Source organism: Pseudoflavonifractor intestinihominis (assembly GCF_040096055.1).
Classification (GTDB): Bacteria; Bacillota; Clostridia; order Oscillospirales; family Oscillospiraceae; genus Pseudoflavonifractor; species Pseudoflavonifractor intestinihominis.
Window position 1 is genome coordinate 19,180 of record NZ_JBBMFK010000004.1, and the last position, 18,992, is coordinate 38,171.

The window sequence follows — 18,992 nt, forward strand, 5'->3', positions numbered from 1 at the left end:
CTTGCCAAAGGCGCGGTTGTGCCCTAATATGGAATCTGGACCCTCTCCCGCCCAGAGCAGGGGAGGGGCTGACGGAAAGGAGCGTAAGAAAATGAAATTTTCCGATATGACCTACACCCGGCCCGACCTGGAGGCCGCCAAGGCCGAGATCAGCGCCTGCACAGAAGCGCTGAAAGGGGCGAAGTCCTATGAGGAGGCCAAGGACGCCTTCCTGAAGATGCAGGAGCTGCAGAGCCATCTCTATACTGCGGACACCCTGGCCTATGTCCGACACACCATCGACACCCGGGACGCCTACTACGACGAGGAGGCCCGCTTCATGGCCGAGCACCTGCCCCTCCTGCGGGAGGTGCAGCAGGAGTTCCAGAAGGTTCTGCTGGCATCTCCCTTCCGGCCGGACTTTGAGGCGGAGTACGGCGGGCTGTTCCTGAAGAACATGGAGATGGAACTCAAGACCTTCATCCCCTCCATCGTGCCCCAGATGCAGCGGGAGAACGCCCTGACGCTGGACTATGCAAAGCTCATCGCCTCCGCCCAGATTCCCTTTGAGGGCGGCGTGTACACCCTGTCCCAGCTGACCCCCTTCAAGCAGGACCCGGACGACGACCGCCGCCGGGCCGCCTGGGAGGCGGAGGGCAACTTCTACCTGGAGCACGGCAAGGAGCTGGACGCTCTCTATGACGAGCTGGTCCAGGTCCGTACCCGCCAGGCCCGGGAGATGGGCTACGACAACTACGTGGAGCTGGGCTACTACCGCATGAGCCGCAACAGCTACACCAAGGAGGACGTGGAGAAGTTCCGCTCCGCCGTGGTGAAGTACCTGGTGCCTGCGGCGGAGCAGGTGGTGAAGGCCCAGGCCAAGCGGCTGGGCAAGGAGTACCCCCTGAACTTTGCCGACGCCGCCCTCTTCTACCGGGGCGGCAACGCGGTGCCCCAGGGCGGCCCCGACGACATCCTGGCCCAGGGCGTGGGATTCTACCACGACCTGTCCCCTGAGACGGCGGAGTTCATCGACTTCATGATGGACGGGGAGCTGCTGGACGTGCTCTCCCGCACCGGCAAGGCAGGCGGCGGCTACTGCACCGATATTCCCGACTACCACAGCCCCTTTATCTTCGCCAACTTCAACGGCACCCAGGGCGACGTGGAGGTCATGACCCACGAGGCGGGCCACGCCTTCGCCGCCTATGTGGCCCGGGACATGGTGCCCATGGAGAACCACAGCCCCACCTATGAGTCCTGCGAGATCCACTCCATGTCCATGGAGTTCTTCGCCTGGCCCTGGTCGGAGAAGTTCTTCGGGCCCCAGGCGGACAAGTTCCGCTACAAGCACCTGTCCGACGCCATCACCTTCATCCCCTACGGCACCATGGTGGACCACTTCCAGCACATCGTGTACGAGAACCCGGACATGACCCCCGCCCAGCGCCACGAGGTGTGGAAGGAACTGCTGGGGGTCTACATGCCCTGGATGAAGCTGGGTGAGATCCCCTTCTACGGCGACGCCAAGGGCTGGCAGCGCCAGAGCCACATCTACGAGCGGCCCTTCTACTATATCGACTACTGCCTGGCCCAGACGGTGGCCCTGGAGTTCTGGAACCTGATGCAGGCCGACCGGGCCGGCGCCTGGAAGAAGTACCTGGGCCTGGTGAAGCTGGCGGGCACCCGCACCTTCACCGAGCTGGTGGCCTCCGCCGGGCTGGACACCCCCTTCGGGGACGACGCCCTGCGCACCGTCTCCGCCGCCGCCCTCCGGTGGCTGGAGCAGGTGGACCCCGCCACCCTGGCCTGAGACAATCGATCTGAGCCGACGCGCCCGCCGCAGTCCCCGCGGCGGGCGCGCTCTATCTCCCGACTCAAAATCGGCTTGCGGTTTTGTCAGTTCTGTAATACACTAATTTTGCAACTTTATATGTTTCAAAATTACACTTTCACGTTGTGGCCTAAATCATAGCGGAAAAGTATACTATACAGGGTGATATCATGCGGAAGGAACAGCTCCAAAAATACAAGTATCTGGGACTGAACATCGCCTACTACCGGAAGGAGCGGGGGATCTCCCAGAGCCGTCTGGCCGAGCGGATCAACGTCAGCCGCACCCATATGAGCCGGATCGAGACCGCCGACTGCGCCGTATCCCTGGACGTGGTCTTTGCCATCTGCGACGCCCTGGAGGTGCCGCCGGAGAAGCTGTTTGCCTTCCGGATATAACCGCCCCAGCCATGAGACAATTGTGTGCGGAAGCACTGAGACACAGAAAACATGCGCCCCGCACCGGGGCAAGAGAAAGGACGATGAAACATGGAAGCGTTTGAGCTGAAAAAGGGATTCTATTTCACCGGCGCCATTGACCACGACCTGCGGGTGTTCGACATCATCATGTACACCGAGTTCGGCACCACCTACAACTCCTATGTCCTCAAGACCGGCAAGCACACCGTGCTCTTTGAGACCGCCAAGGCCAAGTGCTGCGACGACTGGCTGCGGAAGGTGGGGGAGATCACCCCCATCGAAGAGGTGGACTACCTGGTGGTGAGCCACACCGAGCCCGACCACTCGGGCAGCATCGAGCGGCTGCTGGACCTGAACCCCCGCCTGAAGATCGTGGCCACCGGCTGCGCCCTGGGGTTCCTGAAGGAGATCGTCAACAAGGACTTCTACTCCATCGCCATCAAGGACGGCCAGACCCTGGAGCTGGACGGCAAGACCCTGGAGTTCATCGTGGTCCCCAACCTCCACTGGCCCGACACCATGTACACCTACATCCGGGAGGACAAGACCCTGGTCACCTGCGACTCCTTCGGCTCCCACTACGCCATGGACGAGGTGGTGGCCAGCAAGGTCACCGACCGGGAGGGCTATCTCCGGGCCACCAAGTACTACTTTGACTGCATCATCGGGCCCTACAAGCGCTTTATGCTCGCCGCCCTCAAGCGGGTGCGCCAGCTGGAGCTGGACATGATCTGCCCCGGCCACGGCCCGGTGCTGGACTGCAACATCCCCTGGATGCTGGACACCTACGAGGAGTGGTCCACCGTCATCAACCCCAACCCCAGGACCACTGTCATCATCCCCTACGTCAGCGCCTACGGCTACACCGGCAAGCTGGCCCAGGCCATCGCCCAGGGCGTCAAGGAGAGCGGCGACATCGACGTGCGCACCTATGACATGGTGGAGGCCGACGCGGCCAAGGTGGCCGAGGAGCTGCTGTACGCCGACGGCTTCCTGCTGGGCACGCCCACCATTGTGGGCGAGGCCCTCAAGCCCATCTGGGACCTGACCACCGGCATGTTCGCCACCACCCACGGCGGCAAGCTGGCCAGCGCCTTCGGCAGCTACGGCTGGAGCGGCGAGGGCGTGCCCCACATCATGGAGCGGCTCAAGCAGCTGAAGATGAAGACCGTGGAGCCCTTCCGGGTCCGGTTCAAGCCCAGCGAGGGGCAGATGGAGCAGGCCAGGGAGTTCGGCCAGAACTTCGGTCGCACCCTGCTGGACAACCAGACGCCCGTCAAGCGGGCCCCTGCCCGGAAGGTGAAGTGCAAGGTGTGCGGCGCCGTGTTCGACGAGGGCATGGATGTCTGCCCCGTGTGCAAGGTGGGCCCCGAGTTCTTTGTGCCCCTGGACCAGGAGGCCGCCCCCGCCGCTCCCAAGGCCGGGGAGAAGGTGCGCTGCAAGATCTGCGGCGCCGTGTTCGACGGCTCCAAGGAGCGCTGCCCGGTGTGCGGCGTGGGCCCCGAGCACTACGTGAAGCTGGATGAGCAGAAGGCCGCCGCCCCCGCCAAGGGCGGCCGCAAGCTGGTGAAGTGCCTGGTGTGCGGCGAGATTTTCGACGCCTCCCTGGACACCTGCCCGGTGTGCGGCGTGGGCCGGGACAAGTTCGTGGAGGTGGAGGAGGAGAAGACCACCTTCCGCAACGACACCCAGAACAGCTACGTCATCCTGGGCAACGGCTGCGCCGGCGTCAGCGCGGCGGAGGCCATCCGGGAGCGGGACAAGGCCGGCCGCATCCTGCTCATCTCCAACGAGGGCCCCGCCTACCAGCGGCCCATGCTCACCAAGGCCATGCTCTCCGGCCTGACCGAGGAGCAGATGGCCCTCCATCCCGCCGGCTGGTACGAGGCCAACAACATCGTGCAGATCCTGAACCGTCAGGTCGTTTCCGTGGATACCGGGAAAAAGACCGTCACCCTGGACGGCGGCGACGCCCTGCCCTACACCAAGCTTATCTTTGCCCTGGGCAGCGAGTGCTTCATCCCGCCCATCCCCGGCCATGACCAGGCCGGCGTGGTGGCCATCCGCCGGGTGGCCGACGTGGAGAAGATCCAGGCCATGGGCAGCGCCCTGAAGCGGGCCGTGGTCATCGGCGGCGGCGTGCTGGGCCTGGAGGCGGCCTGGGAGCTGCGCAAGGCCAAGTGCGAGGTGACCGTGCTGGAGCTGGCGCCCCAGCTCATGGGCCGCCAGCTGGACGACGCGGCGGCACAGCTGCTGCTCAAGCAGTGCGACAAGGTGGGCGTCCGGGTGGAGACCGGCGTCCAGATCGCGGCCATTGAGGGCGACGGCAAGGTGACCGGCGTGAAGCTGGGCACCGGCGAGGTCATCCCCGCCGACCTGGTGGTGGTGTCCTGCGGCGTCCGGGCCAACACGGCCATCGCCAAGGCCGCCGGCGTGGAGACCGACCGTGCCATCGTTGTGGGCGAGAACATGGAGACCAACCTGCCCGGCGTGTACGCCTGCGGCGACTGCGCCCAGTTTGGCGGCGTCAACTTCGCCCTCTGGCCCGAGGCCCAGGAGCAGGGCAAGGTGGCCGGCGCCTGCGCCACCGGCGATCTGGCCGCCTACAAGACCATCTCTCCCATCCTGGCCTTCCACGGCATGGACACCGAGCTCTTCTCCCTGGGCGACCCGGGCAAGGTCCCCGGCACCGCCTATCAGACCGTGGAGATCCGGGACGACGTCCAGGGCAATCTAGAGCGGTACTACTTCACCGGCGGCCGGCTGTGCGGCGTGATCCTGGTGGGCGACCAGTCCAAGATGGCGGACATGATCAAGGCCGTGGAGGAGAAGCGGCCCCTGTCCAAGTTCTTCGCCTGAGCGGAAAATCCTGTTCTGTCCGGGGGCCGGAGGCTTTATGCCTCCGGCCCCCGCTTTGCCTGCGCGGCAATTGTTGCGAAACAGGCCGGAGAATGGTATGATAAAAGGAACAAAGTACCAACTGGAGGAGGCGTCAGCCATGATACGGATTGCCCTGGTAGAGGACGAGGAGAGCTATGTGGAGACCCTTCGGTCGTTCCTCTCCCGCTACGAGCGGGAGCGGGGAGAGCGGCTCCAGATCACGGTGTTTTCCGACGGGGACGAGATCGCCCTGGGCTACAGGAGCGAGTACGACGTGATCCTCATGGATATTGAGATGCGCTTTATGGACGGGATGACCGCCGCCGAGGAGATCCGGAAGGTGGACCCGGAGGTCATCATCATCTTCATCACCAACTCCCCCCAGTACGCCATCAAGGGCTATGCGGTGGACGCGCTGGACTATGTGCTCAAGCCCCTGACTTATTTCGCCTTCTCCCAGCGGATCGACCGGGCGCTGGAGCGGCTGGGCAACCGGGCCCGGAAGTACCTGACGGTGAGCATGCGGGGCGGCACCAGAAAGCTGGACGTGTCCCGGCTGTGGTTTGTGGAGGTGCGGGATCACGACCTCATCTACCACACGGACGAGGGGCTCATCACCACCACCGGCACCATGCGGGAGGCGGAAAAGACCCTGGGGGAGTGCGCCTTTTTCCGCTGCAACAAGGGATATCTGGTGAACCTGGAGCACGTGGACAGCATCAGGGAGGACAGTGCCGTTGTCCATGGGGAGATTGTGCAGGTGAGCCGGGCCAGAAAGAAGGCGTTCCTGGACGCCCTGAACAACTATCTGGGCGAGGTGAGCAAATGAACGAGGAGCTGCTGGGGAACATCCCGCGAATCCACACCGCGCTGGCCGAGTGGACCGCCTGTATGGTCTGCGTGGCCCAGCTGCCCAAACGGTTCCACGGCGTGAAGCTGTGGAGTGCGGCGGGGGGCTTCTTGGCGGTGCTGTGCGTCTTCCTCGGGCTGACGGGCAATCTGCCCGTGGGCTGGTTCCTGCCCTGTATTATCGGCGCAGTGCTGATGATGTTCGGATTTTTGGCGCTGTGCTGCCGTATCCCCCTGAAAAACGCGGCCTATTGCTGCGTCCGGGTCTTTATCATCGCGGAATTTGCCGCCTCCCTGGAGTGGCAGCTGTACAGCTACTACTGGTATTTTGCGGGAGAGGGACAGGGCACCAATTACCTGATGCGGTGGGCGGTCCTGTTGGGCACCTACCTGGCGGTGTTCGGGCTGGTGTATCTGCTGGAGTTCCGGCGGCGGAACAGCGATGTGGCGCTCCAGAGCGCCGAGCTGACCACCCGGGAGATGTGGTCCTCCATTGCCATCGCCGCGGCCATCTACGGCCTGAGCAACCTGAGCTATGTGACGGAAAACACGCCCTTCTCCGGCCAGGGGGTCTATGAGATCTTCAACATCCGCACCCTGGTGGACCTGGGGGGCATGGCCATCCTCCACGGCTACCACGTCCAGCTCTCCGAGCTCCACGCCCGGCGGGAGGTGGACGCCCTCCAGAACGTGCTCCAGGCCCAGTACACCCAGTACCAGCAGAGCCAGGAGAGCATCGAGCTCATCAACCGGAAGTACCACGACCTGAAGCACCAGATCGCGGTACTCCGGGCGGAGGCGGACACAGAGAAGAAAAACGCCTATCTGGACCGGATGGAGGAGGAGATCAAGGCCTACGAGGCCCAGAACAAGACGGGCAACCAGGTGCTGGACACAGTGCTCACCAGCAAGAGCCTCTACTGCCAGCAGCACGACATCAGCCTGACCAGCGTGGTGGACGGCACGCTGCTGGACTTCATGGACGAGATGGACCTGTGCACCCTGTTCGGCAACGCCCTGGACAACGCCATCGAGAGCGTGGAGAAGGTGCAGGACCTGGAGAAGCGGCTGATTCACCTGTCGGTGGCGCGGCAAAAGGGCTTTGTCCACATCCGGCTGGAGAACACCTACGCGGGAGAGCTGAAATTTGACGGCGATCTGCCCATCACCACCAAGGCGGACAGCCGGAACCACGGCTATGGCCTGAAGAGCATCCGCCAGACGGCAAAGAAATACGGCGGCTCGGCCACGGTGGCCGCCAAGGGAGCGTGGTTCGAACTACGGATCCTGCTCCCATTAAGTGAATAGAAGAGACTCCCTAAAGCCCGGACTTGGAGGAATATCCAAAAAGTCCGGGTTTATTTTTGTGCTTTTCAGCAGTTCGAGCGGCGGCTTGCGGGAGAAAACCAACTGTTCACGGGCACGTTGTCCCTGGGAAAATTTTTTGTGCTACTCTGTATGCAGGCAAAAACAGCGCCGGAGAGAGCGCCGGGCTGAGAAGAATGAGTAAAGGGGAAGATGGATTTGACAAGACGCATTCCGTGGAACAACGACTGGGCGTTTACCGAGACCTTTGACGAGGCGTTCCTCAACGGAGCGGGGGAGAGCACTATGGTGCGGCTGCCCCACACCTGCAAGATGCTCCCCCTCCACTATGCCGACGAGCACGACTACCAGATGGTGTGCGGCTACCGCCGGACCTTTGACGTGCCGGAGCAGTGGCAGGGCAAGCGCCTCTTCCTCACCCTGGAGGGCGCGGCCCACCAGGCCACCGTGTACGTCAACGGCAGGGAGGCGGCCAGCCACTCCTGCGGCTACACCGCCTTCACCGTGGAGCTGACCGATCTGGTGGCGTACGGGAAGGAGAACACAGTGGCCGTCAAGCTGGACACCCGGGAGAGCCTGGACCAGCCCCCCTTCGGCCACGTCATCGACTATATGACCTTCGGCGGCATCTACCGGGAGGTATACCTGGAGGTGAAGGAGCCCGCCTTCCTGTCCGACGTGTTCGTCCGCACCCCGGAGCTGGACAAGGCCCTGGTGGACCTGGCGGTGGAGAACAGCGCCCTGGCGGACACGGTGGGCCTGACCATTCTGGACGGCGCGGGCCGGACCGTCTTTACCGGCGCGGCCAAGGCGGCGGAGGCCATCCGCGATTTCTCCTGTCAGGTGGCCGGCGCGCAGCCCTGGTCCCCCGACAGCCCCGCCCTCTACACCCTGGAGGCCGCCCTGAAGGACGCCGCCGGTACTGTGCTGGACGTGAAGAAGGTCCGCTTCGGCTTCCGCACCGCCCGCTTTGAGAAGGACGGCTTCTACCTCAACGGGAAGAAGCTGAAGATCCGGGGCCTGAACCGGCACCAGAGCTACCCCTACGTGGGCTACGCCATGCCCGCCTCGGTCCAGCGCCACGACGCGGAGATCCTCAAGTATGAGCTCCAGTGCAACGCGGTGCGCACCAGCCACTACCCCCAGTCCCACCACTTCCTGGACGCCTGCGACGAGCTGGGCCTGCTGGTGTTCACCGAGATGCCCGGCTGGCAGCACATCGGCGGCGAGCACTGGAAGGACGTGGCCTGTGACAACACCCGGGACATGGTCCTCCAGTACCGCAACCACCCCTCCATTGTGCTGTGGGGCGTGCGCATCAACGAGTCCCAGGACGACGACCCCTTCTACACCCGCACCAACGCCATCGCCCATGAGCTGGACCCCTCCCGCCAGACCAGCGGCGTGCGGTACCTCTGGAAGAGCAGCCTGCTGGAGGACGTGTACGCCTTCAACGACTTCTCCCACGCCGGCAACAACGCCGGTCTGCTGCCCAAGTGGCTCATCTCCCCGGGCAAGGAGAAGGGATATCTGATCAGCGAGTACAACGGCCACATGTACCCTACAAAATCCTTTGACACCGCCGCCAACCGTCTGGACCACGCCCTGCGGTTCACCACCGTGCTGGACGCCATCTACGGAAAGGACGAGGTGGCGGGCGGCTTCGGCTGGTGCATGGCCGACTACTACACCCACGGCGACTTCGGCTCCGGCGACCGCATCTGCTACCACGGCGTGCTGGACATGTTCCGCAACCACAAGCTGGCCGCGGCGGTGTATTCCTCCGCCGGGGACGGCGCGCCGGTGCTGGCGGTGGGCTCCGAGATGGACATCGGCGACTATCCCGCCGGCAGCATTGGGGACAACTACATCTTCACCAACGCCGACTTTGTCCGGGTCTGGCGGGACGACCGCCTGCTGGGCGAGTACCGCCCCACCGGCAAGCGCTGGAAGCACCTGAAGCACCCGCCCATCCCCTTCAACGACACCATCGGCGACGCCATCGAGAAGGGAGAGGGCTGGAGCCACCGCAAGGCCGAGGCCCTCAAGGACTCCCTGCTGGCCATCCAGCGCTTCGGCGTGAAAATCCCGGCCAAGTACATCCTCAAGACCGGTCTGCGGGCGGTGCGCTATCTGGCCGGTCCGGGCACCTTCTCCCGGCTGTACGCCAAATACTTTGAGAACTGGGGCACCTCCGCGCCGGTGTACCGCTTCCAGGCGGTGAAGGACGGCGAGGTGGTGGCGGAGATCTCCAAGTCCTCCAACGCCAAACTGAGCATCCGCGCCGACGTGAGCGCCGCCACCCTCACCGAGGGGGACACCTACGACGCCGCCGCCATCCGGGTGCGTATCGCGGACGAGAACGGCTCCACCGCCCCCTACGCCCAGCTGCCCGTCCACTTCGAGGTGTCCGGGCCTGTGGAGCTCATCGGGCCGGACACGGTCTGCTCCGATGGCGGCATGTGCGGCACCTACATCAGGACTACCGGCCGGACGGGCGCCGCCACCCTGCGCATCACCGCCCCCCAGACCCAGCCGGTGGAGCTGACCTTCCAGGTGACGGCCGCCCCTGCCGACAGAGACTGAACGGGGCATCGAAACCGTATACAGACAGAAAGCCCGGCTTCCCATTGGGAAGCCGGGCTTTGTGCAGTTTATTTCCGCATTTCGCTGCGGGCCTGGCGGAGTTCGGCCAGGATGGTGTCCCGGGCGGCCCGGGCCTTGTCCTTGTCCATGGCGGGCACGCCGGAGAGAAGATAGGGGATGCCCAACGCCTCATACTTGGCCGCGCCCATGGTGTGGTAGGGCAGCACCTCCAGCCCCTTCAGGTTCCGGAAGGGGGCGAGGAGCCTGCCCAGGGCCTTCAGCTCCTGGGGGGTGTCGGTGAGGCCGGGCACCACCACATGGCGCACCACCATGGGCACCTTTGCCCGGTCCAGAGCCCGGGCGAAGGAGAGCACCGGGGCCTGGCCGTGGCCGGTGAGGTTGCGGTGGCCCTCCGGGATGGCGTGCTTCACGTCCAGCAGCACCAGGTCGGTGACGGCGAAGAGGGCGTCGAACTCCCCCTGCCGCTCAGGCCGGTACACGATGCCCGAGGTGTCCAGGCAGGTGTGGATGCCCCGCTCTTTAGCGGCGGTGAACAGCGCAGTGAGGAAGGGCAGCTGGAGCAGGGGCTCTCCGCCGGTGGCGGTGATGCCCCCCCGGCGGTAAAAGCCCTTGTTCCGCTCGTAGGCGGCCAGCAGCTCGTCCACCGTCATCTCGGTGCCGCCCTCGGTGGCCCAGGTGTCCGGGTTGTGGCAGTAGAGGCAGCGCATGGGGCAGCCCTGGAAGAACACCACAAAGCGGACGCCGGGGCCGTCCACCGTGCCGAAGCTCTCCACCGAGTGGATGCGGCCGGTGTTACATGCTCTCATGGAAGGTGCGGGCGATGACCTCGTCCTGCTGCTCCTTGGTCAGCTTGTGGAAGTTGACCGCGTAGCCGGACACCCGGACGGTGAGCTGGGGGTACTTCTCCGGGTGGGCCTGGGCGTCCAGCAGGGTCTCCTTGGTGAACACGTTGACGTTGAGATGGTGGCCGCCCTTTTCGGCGTAGCCGTCCAGCAGGGAGACCAGGTTGTCGATCTGGGAATCGGTGACGTTCATGGAACTTTGCTCCTTTCGGGGGGATGAATGAAGTACGGTTTTACTCCTCTTCGTCGCTCAGGTTGGGCTCGCAGCAGGCGCAGTCCGGGTCCATCTCAAAGGTGATGGCGTCGTCGAAGAAGATCTGGTCGTCCTTGCCCAGGGCGCCGGGGATGATGGAGAAGGTGTTGGAGATGCCGTCCTGGGCGTCCTTGAAGGGCAGCTTGGACACTGAGCTGAGGGAGGCCACGGCGCCGTGGGTGTCCCGGCGGTGCATAGGGTTGGCGCCGGGGGCGAAGGGCTCGCCCGCCTTCCGGCCGTCGGGGGTGGAGCCGGTGTTCTTGCCGTAGACCACGTTGGAGGTGATGGTCAGGATGGAGGTGGTGGGGATGCCGCCCCGGTAGGTGTGGTTGCCCCGGACGTAGTCCATAAAGCCCTGGACCACGTTGTAGGCGATGGAGTCCACCCGGTCGTCGTCGTTGCCGTACTTGGGGAAGTCGCCCTCCACCTCATAGTCCACCACGATGCCGTTTTCGTCCCGGATGGTGCGCACCTTGGCGTACTTGATGGCGGACAGGGAGTCGGCCACCACGGACAGCCCGGCGATGCCGGTGGCGAACCACCGCTTCACGTTCCGGTCGTGGAGGGCCATCTGGATGCGCTCGTAGCAGTACTTGTCGTGCATGTAGTGGATGATGTTCAGGGTGTTGACGTACACGCTGGCCAGCCACTTCATCATGTCCTGGAAGCGGTCAATCACCTCGTCGTAGTCCAGGTACTCGCTGGTGATGGGCCGGTACTTGGGGCCCACCTGCTTCTTGGAGATCTCGTCCACGCCGCCGTTGATGGCGTACAGCAGGCACTTGGCCAGGTTGGCCCGGGCGCCGAAGAACTGCATCTCCTTGCCCACCCGCATGCTGGACACGCAGCAGGCGATGGTGTAGTCGTCGCCGTGGGTGACCCGCATCAGGTCGTCGTTCTCGTACTGGATGGAGGAGGAGAGGATGGAGGTCTTGGCGCAGAAGCGCTTGAAGTTGATAGGCAGCCGGGTGGACCAGAGCACCGTCAGGTTGGGCTCGGGGGCGGTGCCCAGGTTCTCCAGGGTGTGGAGATAGCGGTAGGACATCTTGGTGACCATGCTCCGGCCGTCGATGCCCATGCCGCCGATGGACTCGGTGACCCAGGTGGGGTCGCCGGAGAACAGGGCGTTGTACTCGGGGGTGCGGGCGAACTTGACCAGCCGCAGCTTCATGATGAAGTGGTCCACAAACTCCTGGATCTGCTCCTCGGTGAAGGTGCCGGCGGCCAGGTCCCGCTGGGCGTAGATGTCCAGGAAGGTGGAGGTGCGGCCCAGGCTCATGGCCGCGCCGTTCTGCTCCTTGATGGCGGCCAGGTAGCCGAAGTAGAGCCACTGGATGGCCTCCTGCACGTTGGCGGCGGGCCGGGAGATGTCAAAGCCGTAGATCTGCCCCAGCTCCTTGAGCTCCTTGAGGGCCTTGATCTGCTCGCTCAGCTCCTCCCGCTCCCGGGTGACGCCGGAGTACATGATGATGCGGGTGGTGTCCTTCTGGTGCTGCTTGTCCTCAATGAGCCGGTCCACGCCGTAGAGGGCCACGCGGCGGTAGTCGCCCACGATGCGGCCCCGTCCGTAGGCGTCGGGCAGGCCGGTGATGATGTGGCTGGAGCGGCAGGCCCGCATCTCGGGGGTGTAGGCGTCGAACACGCCCTCGTTGTGGGTCTTGCGGTGCTTGGTGAAGAACTCCACGATCTGGGGGTCCACATGGTAGCCGTTCTGCTCGCAGGCCTTCACCGCCATGCGGATGCCGCCGTAGGGCTGCAGGGCCCGCTTGAAGGGCTTGTCGGTCTGGAAGCCCACGATTTTCTCTCTGCTCTTGTCCAGATAGCCCGGCCCGTGGGAGGTGATGGTGGAGACGATGCTGGTGTCCATGTCCAGCACGCCGCCCTTCTCCCGCTCCTGGCGGGACAGGTCCATGACCTGGTCCCACAGGGCCTTGGTGTCCTCGGTGGGACCGGCCAGGAAGGACTCGTCGCCGTCATAGGGGGTGTAATTCTTCTGGATGAAGTCCCGGACATTGATCTCCTTCTGCCACACGCCGGGGGTGAAGGAGTCCCACTCCGGTACGATACGCGTTTCTTCCATAGAAGTCTCCTTTGGTACAGATTTGGTTGCCGGGCGGATTGCAATACCGCAATGGTTAGCTTATGCTAATTATACTATTTTGGTATGGATTCGTCAAGAGCAGCGTAAAGCGAGTTGTAAAAATAGACATTCGACCGAAAAAGTATACCCTTTTTGGGGGGAGGTTGTCAAGGAACGTCAAACAGAAGACAAAGAAGAGAAAAATGTCCGGTTGTGGAGGACAGATGGGTCCTCGGGGCGGAAGGACGCGGCCAGCTCGTTGAAGGCTTTGGCCTTCTCCACGTCCCCCAGGTGGTACCAGCAGACGCACAGCTGAATGGCAGGCAGGTAGCCGTAGCAGTCAGGGGAGACGAAGGCGCCGGAGGTGTCGTCCCGCTTCCGGGTGAGGGCCAGCTCATACCAGAAGGCGGCCTGCCGCCACCGCGCCCGGGCTAAAAACCAGCCGCCGATATCGCAGCACACCTCGGCCCGAGGGGTGTCCAGGGCCAGGCTGCGGAGCAGGGGAGCGAGGGCGTCCTCCCCCCGGCCCAGGGCGGCCATGCACTTGGACAGCAGGCGGCAGGCGTCGATCTCGTTCTCCAGCCAGCCCTTCCCGCTGTCCAGAAAGGCGGTCAGCTCCGCCGCCGCGTCGGCAAAGCGGCCGTGATACCACAGCTCCCGGGCGTAGTAGAACTGTCCTCTGGGGTCCAGAGCCTTGCCCGCGGCCATCTGGGCCTCGTAGATGCGCAGATTGCGGTCCGGGTCTCCGGAACCCTCCTTTTTGTGGCTCACCGCCGCGTCGGACCAGCGGACTTGGCCGGCAGGGGTGATGGCCTCGTGGACGGCCCCCGCCCAGCGGAAGCGGGGGTCGTTGCGCACCACCCGCTCCCGGTAATAGGTAAAGGTGGGCTGTCCCTGGGGGTCAAAGGCGGTGTGGTAGGGCAGCATGACCACGTCGGCCTCCGGCAGCAGCGCCTCCCGCATGGCCCGGAACCGGACCCGGTCGGGCGCCTCTATCACGTCGTCCGCGTCCAGCCACATGCAGTAGTCGCCGCCGGCCTTGTCAAAGGAGAAGTTCCGGGCGGCGGCGAAGTCGTCCACCCAGGAAAAGTCAAAAATCTTGTCCGTGAACCGCCGGACGATGTCCTTGGTCCCGTCGGCGCTGCCGGTATCCACAATGATGATCTCGTCCACCAGATCCGCTGCGCTCTCCAGGCACCGGCCCAGCACGGCCTCCTCATCCTTCACGATCATACACAGGCTGATGGTACACACAGGCGTCCCCTCCCAGTTTTCCAGACTCCCTCCATCCTATGCGGCTGCCCTCATAATTCCACCGTGGAGCGCATACCCGTGGACAGAGGAGGTGGTACCATGGCGTTTCTGGAGCGGCTGGGGGACTTTATATGGAACCCGTGGCTGCTGGGGCTGTTTCTGCTGGCGGGATTATACTGCTCGGTGCGGACGGGGTTTTTCCAGCTCTTCGGGCTGCCGCTGTGGCTCAGGACCACCCTGGGGTCGGTATTCCTGGGAAATAAGAAAAAGAGGGGCCGGGGCATCACCCAGCTCCAGGCCCTGTCCACCGCCCTGGCCTCCACCATCGGCACGGGCAGCATCGCCGGGGTGGCCACCGCCATCTTCTACGGCGGTCCGGGGGCGGTGTTCTGGATGTGGGTGTCCGCCTTTCTGAGCATGATGACGGGCTGCCTGGAAAAGATCCTGGCCGTCCGCTACCGGGAGCCATCCCCCGAGGGGGGCTGGCAGGGGGGACCCATGTGCTATATGGAGCACGGCCTGGGCAGCCGGGGGCTGGCCTGCCTGTTCTCCCTGTGCTGCGTGGGGGCCTCCCTGGGGGGCGGCAACATGGTCCAGGCCAACTCCATTGCCACCGCGCTGGAGCACAGCTTCGGCTGGGACCGGCTGGCGGTGGGGGTGGTGACGGCAGTCCTCACCGGAGCGGTCATCCTGGGGGGCATCGGCCGCATCGGCGCGGTGAGCGAGAAGCTGGTGCCCGCCATGGCCCTGCTGTTCATCGGCGGCAGCGCGGTGGTGCTGGCGGTCAACGCCTCCGCTCTGCCCGGGGCGCTGGAGGCCATTGTCACCGGGGCCCTGACCCCGTCGGCGGCAGCGGGGGGCGGCCTGGGCTACGGCATGGTCCGGGCCATGCGGTACGGCGTGGCCCGGGGGGTGTTCACCAACGAGGCGGGCATGGGTTCCTCGGCCATGGCCCACGCCGCCTCTGACGTGAAGGAGCCCGCCGAGCAGGGCATGTGGGGCATCTTTGAGGTCTTTGTGGCCACCCTGGTGGTGTGTACCATGACCGCCCTGGTCATCCTCACCACCGGCGTCTATCACCCGGCGGATGCCCTGGCCGCCATCCAAAATGGCGCGGTGTCCGACGCCATGCTGGGCGCGCCCCTGTCCGCCGCCGCCTTTTCCACGGTGTACGGCCCATGGGGCGGGGCATTCGTGGCGGTGTGCCTGCTGCTCTTCGCCTTCACCTCCCTGCTGGGCTGGAGTTACTACGGCGAGCGGGGGCTCCAGTACCTCACCGGCTCCCACCGGCTGCGTCCGGCCTACCGGTCGGTGTTCCTGGTGATGATCGTGGTGGGGGCCGCGGGGGACATGTCCGCCGTGTGGCAGATGGCGGACATCTTCAACGGCCTCATGGCCCTGCCCAACCTGACGGCTATCCTGCTGCTCTCGCCGGAGGCCCTGGCGCTGTGGCGGACGTGGGTGGGGGAAAGGGGGAGAAAACAGGCTCTTTCTTGCATTTCCAGAGGGAAATCGCTATACTGAAATCAGAATTCGGGTTCCCCGGAAGGAGAGAGAGCTGTGAAGGAGATCGTGGTGCTGACGCCCCTGCGGGAGATGAAGGAGCGGGCGGAGGAGATCGTCCGGGAGCAGGGCTACCACAACGTGGAGGTGCTGCTGGGCAGCATGAGCGAGGGTGTGGAGGTGGCCCGCCAGGCCATCGCCCAGGGCGCCGAGCTGATCGTCAGCCGGGGCGGCACCTACCAGTTGGTGAAGGAGGCCTTCCCCATCCCGGTGGTGGAGATCAAGGTGTCGGCCTACGACGTGCTCCAGAGCTTTGAGCAGGTGGACGACCCCAACGAGACCATCGGTGTGGTGGGCTATTCCAACGTGGTGGACGGGTACGACCTGCTGCGCAAACTGCTGCCCAACCCGGTGGTGCTGGTGGAGCTGAAGCGGGAGAGCGACATCTACGCCGTCATTGAGGACCACAAGCGCCGGGGCATCAAGACCTACATCGGCGACGCCAATATCACCCGCATCATCCGGGAGCTCAACTGCAACGGCATCATGATCCAGTCCCAGAAGGCCTCCATCCACACCGCCATCCAGGAGGCCCGGCGGATCCTCCGGGCCACGAAAGAGGAGAAGCGCCGGGCCCAGCAGATCGCCACCATCACCGACTTTGTCCACGACGCCATCATCGCCATCGATGAGAACGAGAAGATTACGGTTTACAACCGCCGGGCGGAGCAGGTGTTCGGTGTGCCCCAGGAGCGGGCCAGGGGACGGCTCATCTCCGACGTGGTGCCCAACACCAAGCTGCCCGAGATCCTGGCCACCGGAATCCCCCAGCTGGGGGAGTTGCAGAACCTGTGGGACTCCCGTATCGTCACCAACCGGGTGCCCATCACGGTGGACGGGGAGGTGAAGGGGGCGGTGGCCACCTTCCAGGACGTCACCGAGGTGCAGAACCTGGAGGAGAAGATCCGACGCTCCATGAGCGAGAAGGGGTTTATCGCCAAGTACACCTTTGACGACATCGTCTACGCCAGCCGCCAGATCGCCGAGTGCATCAAGACCGCCAAGAAATTCGCCATGTACGATACCCCCATCCACATCTGCGGCGCCTCCGGCGTGGGCAAGGAGCTGTTCTGCCAGAGCATCCACAACTACAGCCGCCGCCACCTGGGGCCCTTTGTGGCGGTGAACTGCGCGGCCATCGCCCCGTCTCTGATCGAGAGCGAGTTCTTCGGATATGAGGAGGGCTCCTTCACCGGCGCACGGAAAAAGGGCAAGACCGGCATGTTCGAGCTGGCCCACAACGGCACGCTGTTCCTGGACGAGATCAGCGAGATCCCCATGGAGCTCCAGGGCCGCCTGCTCCGGGTGCTCCAGGAGAAGCAGGTCATGCGCCTGGGCGGCGGCCGGGTCATCCCCATTGACGTGAAGATCATCACCGCCTCCAACAAGTACCTGAAGCGGGAGATGGAGGAGGGCCGGTTCCGCAAGGACCTGTACTACCGCATCAACGTGCTCACCCTCCGCATCCCGCCCCTGGACCGCCGCCGGGAGGACATCCCCGCCCTGACCCGCTACTTTATCCGCAAATACTCGGAGAAATACGGCAAGCCCCTGCTGGAGCCCACCCCGGATGTGGAGCGCTATCTGCTCAACCGGAAGTATGAGGGCAACATCCGGGAGCTGGAGGGGCTCATCGAGCGGTGCGTCATCCTGTCCTCTTTTGACGCCATCCTGGCCGAGCGGGAGGCGGAGAACCGCTCCGCCCAGCCGCCGGCGCAGGAGAGCGCGCCGGTGTGCACCGACGTGCTCCCGCCTGACTGGGACGGGCTGGATCTGCGGAGCCTGGAGCAGAAGTACATTGAGATGGTCTATCAGAGGACAGGGAGAAATATCCAAAAGACTTGTGAAATTCTTGGCATAAATCGTACAACTCTATGGAGAAGACTCAAGGAGCAGACAAGTACTGTTTAAAAAAGCAACATGAGTTGCAAATTAAAACACAAATGCGTTGCAATATTAAACACTTGTTTGCAGTTTGTTCATAAAATTCCTGGAAATAAGGGGTTTTCGACTTGGCACAGGATTTGCATTGAAACATAGTACGTGGCCCGGAGAGAGACGGGCAAAGCTGAATAGGAGGGATTTCGTAATGCATATTCTGAAAATGGTCAAGAAAGTCCCCGGCGGTCTGATGATCGTCCCCCTGCTTCTGGGTGCTGCCTTCAACACCTGGCTGCCCGGCCTGATCACCCTGGGCGGCAGCGGCACCTTCACGTCCTACCTGTGGAAGTCGGGCGCCATGCCCATCCTGGCAGTGTTCCTGTTCTGCAACGGCGCGCAGATCAACGTCAAGCGGGCCGGTATCCCCCTGGCCAAGGGCGTGGTCTTGACCGTTGTCAAGGTCGGCCTGGGCATTATCCTGGGCGTGCTGGTCAACAAGATCTGGGGTCCCAACGGCATCCTGGGCATCGCGCCTCTGGCCATCGTGGGCGCCATCTCCAACTCCAACGGCGGCCTGTACGCCGCTCTGGCCGGTGAGTTCGGCGACGAGACCGACGTGGGCGCCGTGTCCATCCTGTCCATCAACGACGGTCCCTTCTTCACCATGGTGGCCCTGGGCGCCACCGGTATGGCCGACATCCCCTTCATGACCCTGGTTGGCTGCGTGCTCCCCATCGTGGTTGGCTGCATCCTGGGCAACATCGACGAGGACATCCGGGAGTTCTGCGCCCCCGGCGCCACCATCATGATCCCCTTCTTCGCCTTCCCTCTGGGCGCCGGCCTCACCTTCACCAACTTGATCAGCGCCGGTCTCCCCGGCATCCTGCTGGGCGTGGTCTGCACCGCTGTCACCGGCCTCATCGGCTACCTGGTGTATAAGATCGGCCGCGTGAAGCGTCCCCAGGTGGGCGCCGCCATCGGCACCACCGCCGGCAACGCCGCCGCTACCCCTGAGGCTCTGGCCAACGCAGACCCCACTCTGGCCATTGTGGCCGCCTCCGCCACCGTCCAGATTTCCGCCGCCATCATCGTCACCGCCATCCTCTGCCCCCTGCTGGTCACCTTCCTGGACCGCGTGGAGCGGAAGAAGCACCCCGAGCGCTATGTGGATGACAACCGGGAGAAGGCTGCCATTGACGGCGAGATGGTCTGATTGACCGTCCGG

At 64.1% G+C, this 18,992-nt stretch carries 13 protein-coding genes; 9 read left to right on the forward strand and 4 right to left on the reverse strand.

The window, feature by feature from the left end; all coding sequences use genetic code 11:
- The first annotated feature begins 91 nt into the window (after nucleotides 1-91).
- From WMO64_RS03395 to WMO64_RS03420, 6 genes are all read left to right on the forward strand, one after another.
- Complete coding sequence (locus WMO64_RS03395) at nucleotides 92-1,792, forward strand: M3 family oligoendopeptidase (RefSeq protein ID WP_349231014.1); 1,701 nt, start codon at nucleotides 92-94, stop codon at nucleotides 1,790-1,792.
- Nucleotides 1,793-1,983: 191 nt separating this feature from the next.
- Nucleotides 1,984-2,211 (forward strand): helix-turn-helix transcriptional regulator, encoded by a 228-nt coding sequence (locus WMO64_RS03400; RefSeq protein ID WP_294519337.1) that lies wholly within the window; start codon nucleotides 1,984-1,986, stop codon nucleotides 2,209-2,211.
- 90 nt (nucleotides 2,212-2,301) lie between these two features.
- Entirely contained in the window at nucleotides 2,302-5,091 is a 2,790-nt protein-coding gene (locus tag WMO64_RS03405; protein ID WP_349231015.1) for an FAD-dependent oxidoreductase, read from the forward strand.
- Nucleotides 5,092-5,230: 139 nt separating this feature from the next.
- Nucleotides 5,231-5,941, forward strand: coding sequence for a LytR/AlgR family response regulator transcription factor (locus WMO64_RS03410; protein ID WP_294519344.1), 711 nt, complete (start codon nucleotides 5,231-5,233; stop codon nucleotides 5,939-5,941).
- Nucleotides 5,938-7,269, forward strand: coding sequence for an ATP-binding protein (locus WMO64_RS03415; protein WP_294519347.1), 1,332 nt, complete (start codon nucleotides 5,938-5,940; stop codon nucleotides 7,267-7,269). Before WMO64_RS03410 ends, WMO64_RS03415 begins: the two co-directional genes overlap by 4 nt.
- A 216-nt stretch (nucleotides 7,270-7,485) precedes the next feature.
- A complete protein-coding gene (locus WMO64_RS03420) occupies nucleotides 7,486-9,873 on the forward strand; it encodes a glycoside hydrolase family 2 protein (protein WP_435412047.1) in 2,388 nt (795 codons plus the stop codon).
- Between the two features lie 68 nt (nucleotides 9,874-9,941).
- Here WMO64_RS03420 and pflA read toward each other — a convergent pair whose 3' ends face one another.
- The 4 genes from pflA to WMO64_RS03440 form a co-directional block, all read right to left on the reverse strand.
- Nucleotides 9,942-10,700: a pyruvate formate-lyase-activating protein gene (pflA, locus tag WMO64_RS03425; protein WP_349231017.1), complete on the reverse strand. Its 759-nt coding sequence runs from the start codon at nucleotides 10,698-10,700 to the stop codon at nucleotides 9,942-9,944.
- The gene (gene grcA3, locus WMO64_RS03430; RefSeq protein ID WP_349231018.1) at nucleotides 10,687-10,929 is read right to left on the reverse strand and encodes an autonomous glycyl radical cofactor GrcA3; all 243 of its coding nucleotides are present in this window, start codon (nucleotides 10,927-10,929) and stop codon (nucleotides 10,687-10,689) included. Before grcA3 ends, pflA begins: the two co-directional genes overlap by 14 nt.
- A gap of 40 nt (nucleotides 10,930-10,969) precedes the next feature.
- Nucleotides 10,970-13,069, reverse strand: a complete 2,100-nt coding sequence (pflB, locus tag WMO64_RS03435) for a formate C-acetyltransferase (protein ID WP_435412048.1) — start codon at nucleotides 13,067-13,069, stop codon at nucleotides 10,970-10,972.
- Nucleotides 13,070-13,246: 177 nt separating this feature from the next.
- Nucleotides 13,247-14,323 (reverse strand): glycosyltransferase, encoded by a 1,077-nt coding sequence (locus WMO64_RS03440; RefSeq protein WP_349231019.1) that lies wholly within the window; start codon nucleotides 14,321-14,323, stop codon nucleotides 13,247-13,249.
- 99 nt (nucleotides 14,324-14,422) lie between these two features.
- Here WMO64_RS03440 and WMO64_RS03445 point away from each other — a divergent pair, with 99 nt between their 5' ends.
- The 3 genes from WMO64_RS03445 to WMO64_RS03455 all read left to right on the forward strand — a co-directional run bounded on the left by WMO64_RS03445 (nucleotide 14,423) and on the right by WMO64_RS03455 (nucleotide 18,980).
- Nucleotides 14,423-15,847, forward strand: coding sequence for an alanine/glycine:cation symporter family protein (locus tag WMO64_RS03445; RefSeq protein WP_349231020.1), 1,425 nt, complete (start codon nucleotides 14,423-14,425; stop codon nucleotides 15,845-15,847).
- A gap of 36 nt (nucleotides 15,848-15,883) precedes the next feature.
- A complete protein-coding gene (locus WMO64_RS03450) occupies nucleotides 15,884-17,797 on the forward strand; it encodes a sigma 54-interacting transcriptional regulator (protein ID WP_349231021.1) in 1,914 nt (637 codons plus the stop codon).
- Nucleotides 17,798-17,975: 178 nt separating this feature from the next.
- Nucleotides 17,976-18,980 carry a 2-keto-3-deoxygluconate permease gene (locus WMO64_RS03455; RefSeq protein WP_294519370.1) on the forward strand — a complete coding sequence of 335 codons (1,005 nt, stop codon included), beginning with the start codon at nucleotides 17,976-17,978 and terminating at the stop codon, nucleotides 18,978-18,980.
- Nucleotides 18,981-18,992: the final 12 nt, after the last annotated feature.

What these genes read in the sequence shown, in the direction of transcription:
- grcA3 (WP_349231018.1), bottom strand. Translation starts at nt 10,929, where the DNA reads ATGAACGTCACCGATTCCCAGATCGACAACCTGGTCTCCCTGCTGGAC.
- WMO64_RS03400 (WP_294519337.1), top strand. Translation starts at nt 1,984, where the DNA reads ATGCGGAAGGAACAGCTCCAAAAATACAAGTATCTGGGACTGAACATC.
- WMO64_RS03395 (WP_349231014.1), top strand. Translation starts at nt 92, where the DNA reads ATGAAATTTTCCGATATGACCTACACCCGGCCCGACCTGGAGGCCGCC.
- pflB (WP_435412048.1), bottom strand. Translation starts at nt 13,069, where the DNA reads ATGGAAGAAACGCGTATCGTACCGGAGTGGGACTCCTTCACCCCCGGC.
- pflA (WP_349231017.1), bottom strand. Translation starts at nt 10,700, where the DNA reads ATGAGAGCATGTAACACCGGCCGCATCCACTCGGTGGAGAGCTTCGGC.
- WMO64_RS03455 (WP_294519370.1), top strand. Translation starts at nt 17,976, where the DNA reads ATGCATATTCTGAAAATGGTCAAGAAAGTCCCCGGCGGTCTGATGATC.
- WMO64_RS03405 (WP_349231015.1), top strand. Translation starts at nt 2,302, where the DNA reads ATGGAAGCGTTTGAGCTGAAAAAGGGATTCTATTTCACCGGCGCCATT.
- WMO64_RS03410 (WP_294519344.1), top strand. Translation starts at nt 5,231, where the DNA reads ATGATACGGATTGCCCTGGTAGAGGACGAGGAGAGCTATGTGGAGACC.
- WMO64_RS03415 (WP_294519347.1), top strand. Translation starts at nt 5,938, where the DNA reads ATGAACGAGGAGCTGCTGGGGAACATCCCGCGAATCCACACCGCGCTG.
- WMO64_RS03445 (WP_349231020.1), top strand. Translation starts at nt 14,423, where the DNA reads ATGGCGTTTCTGGAGCGGCTGGGGGACTTTATATGGAACCCGTGGCTG.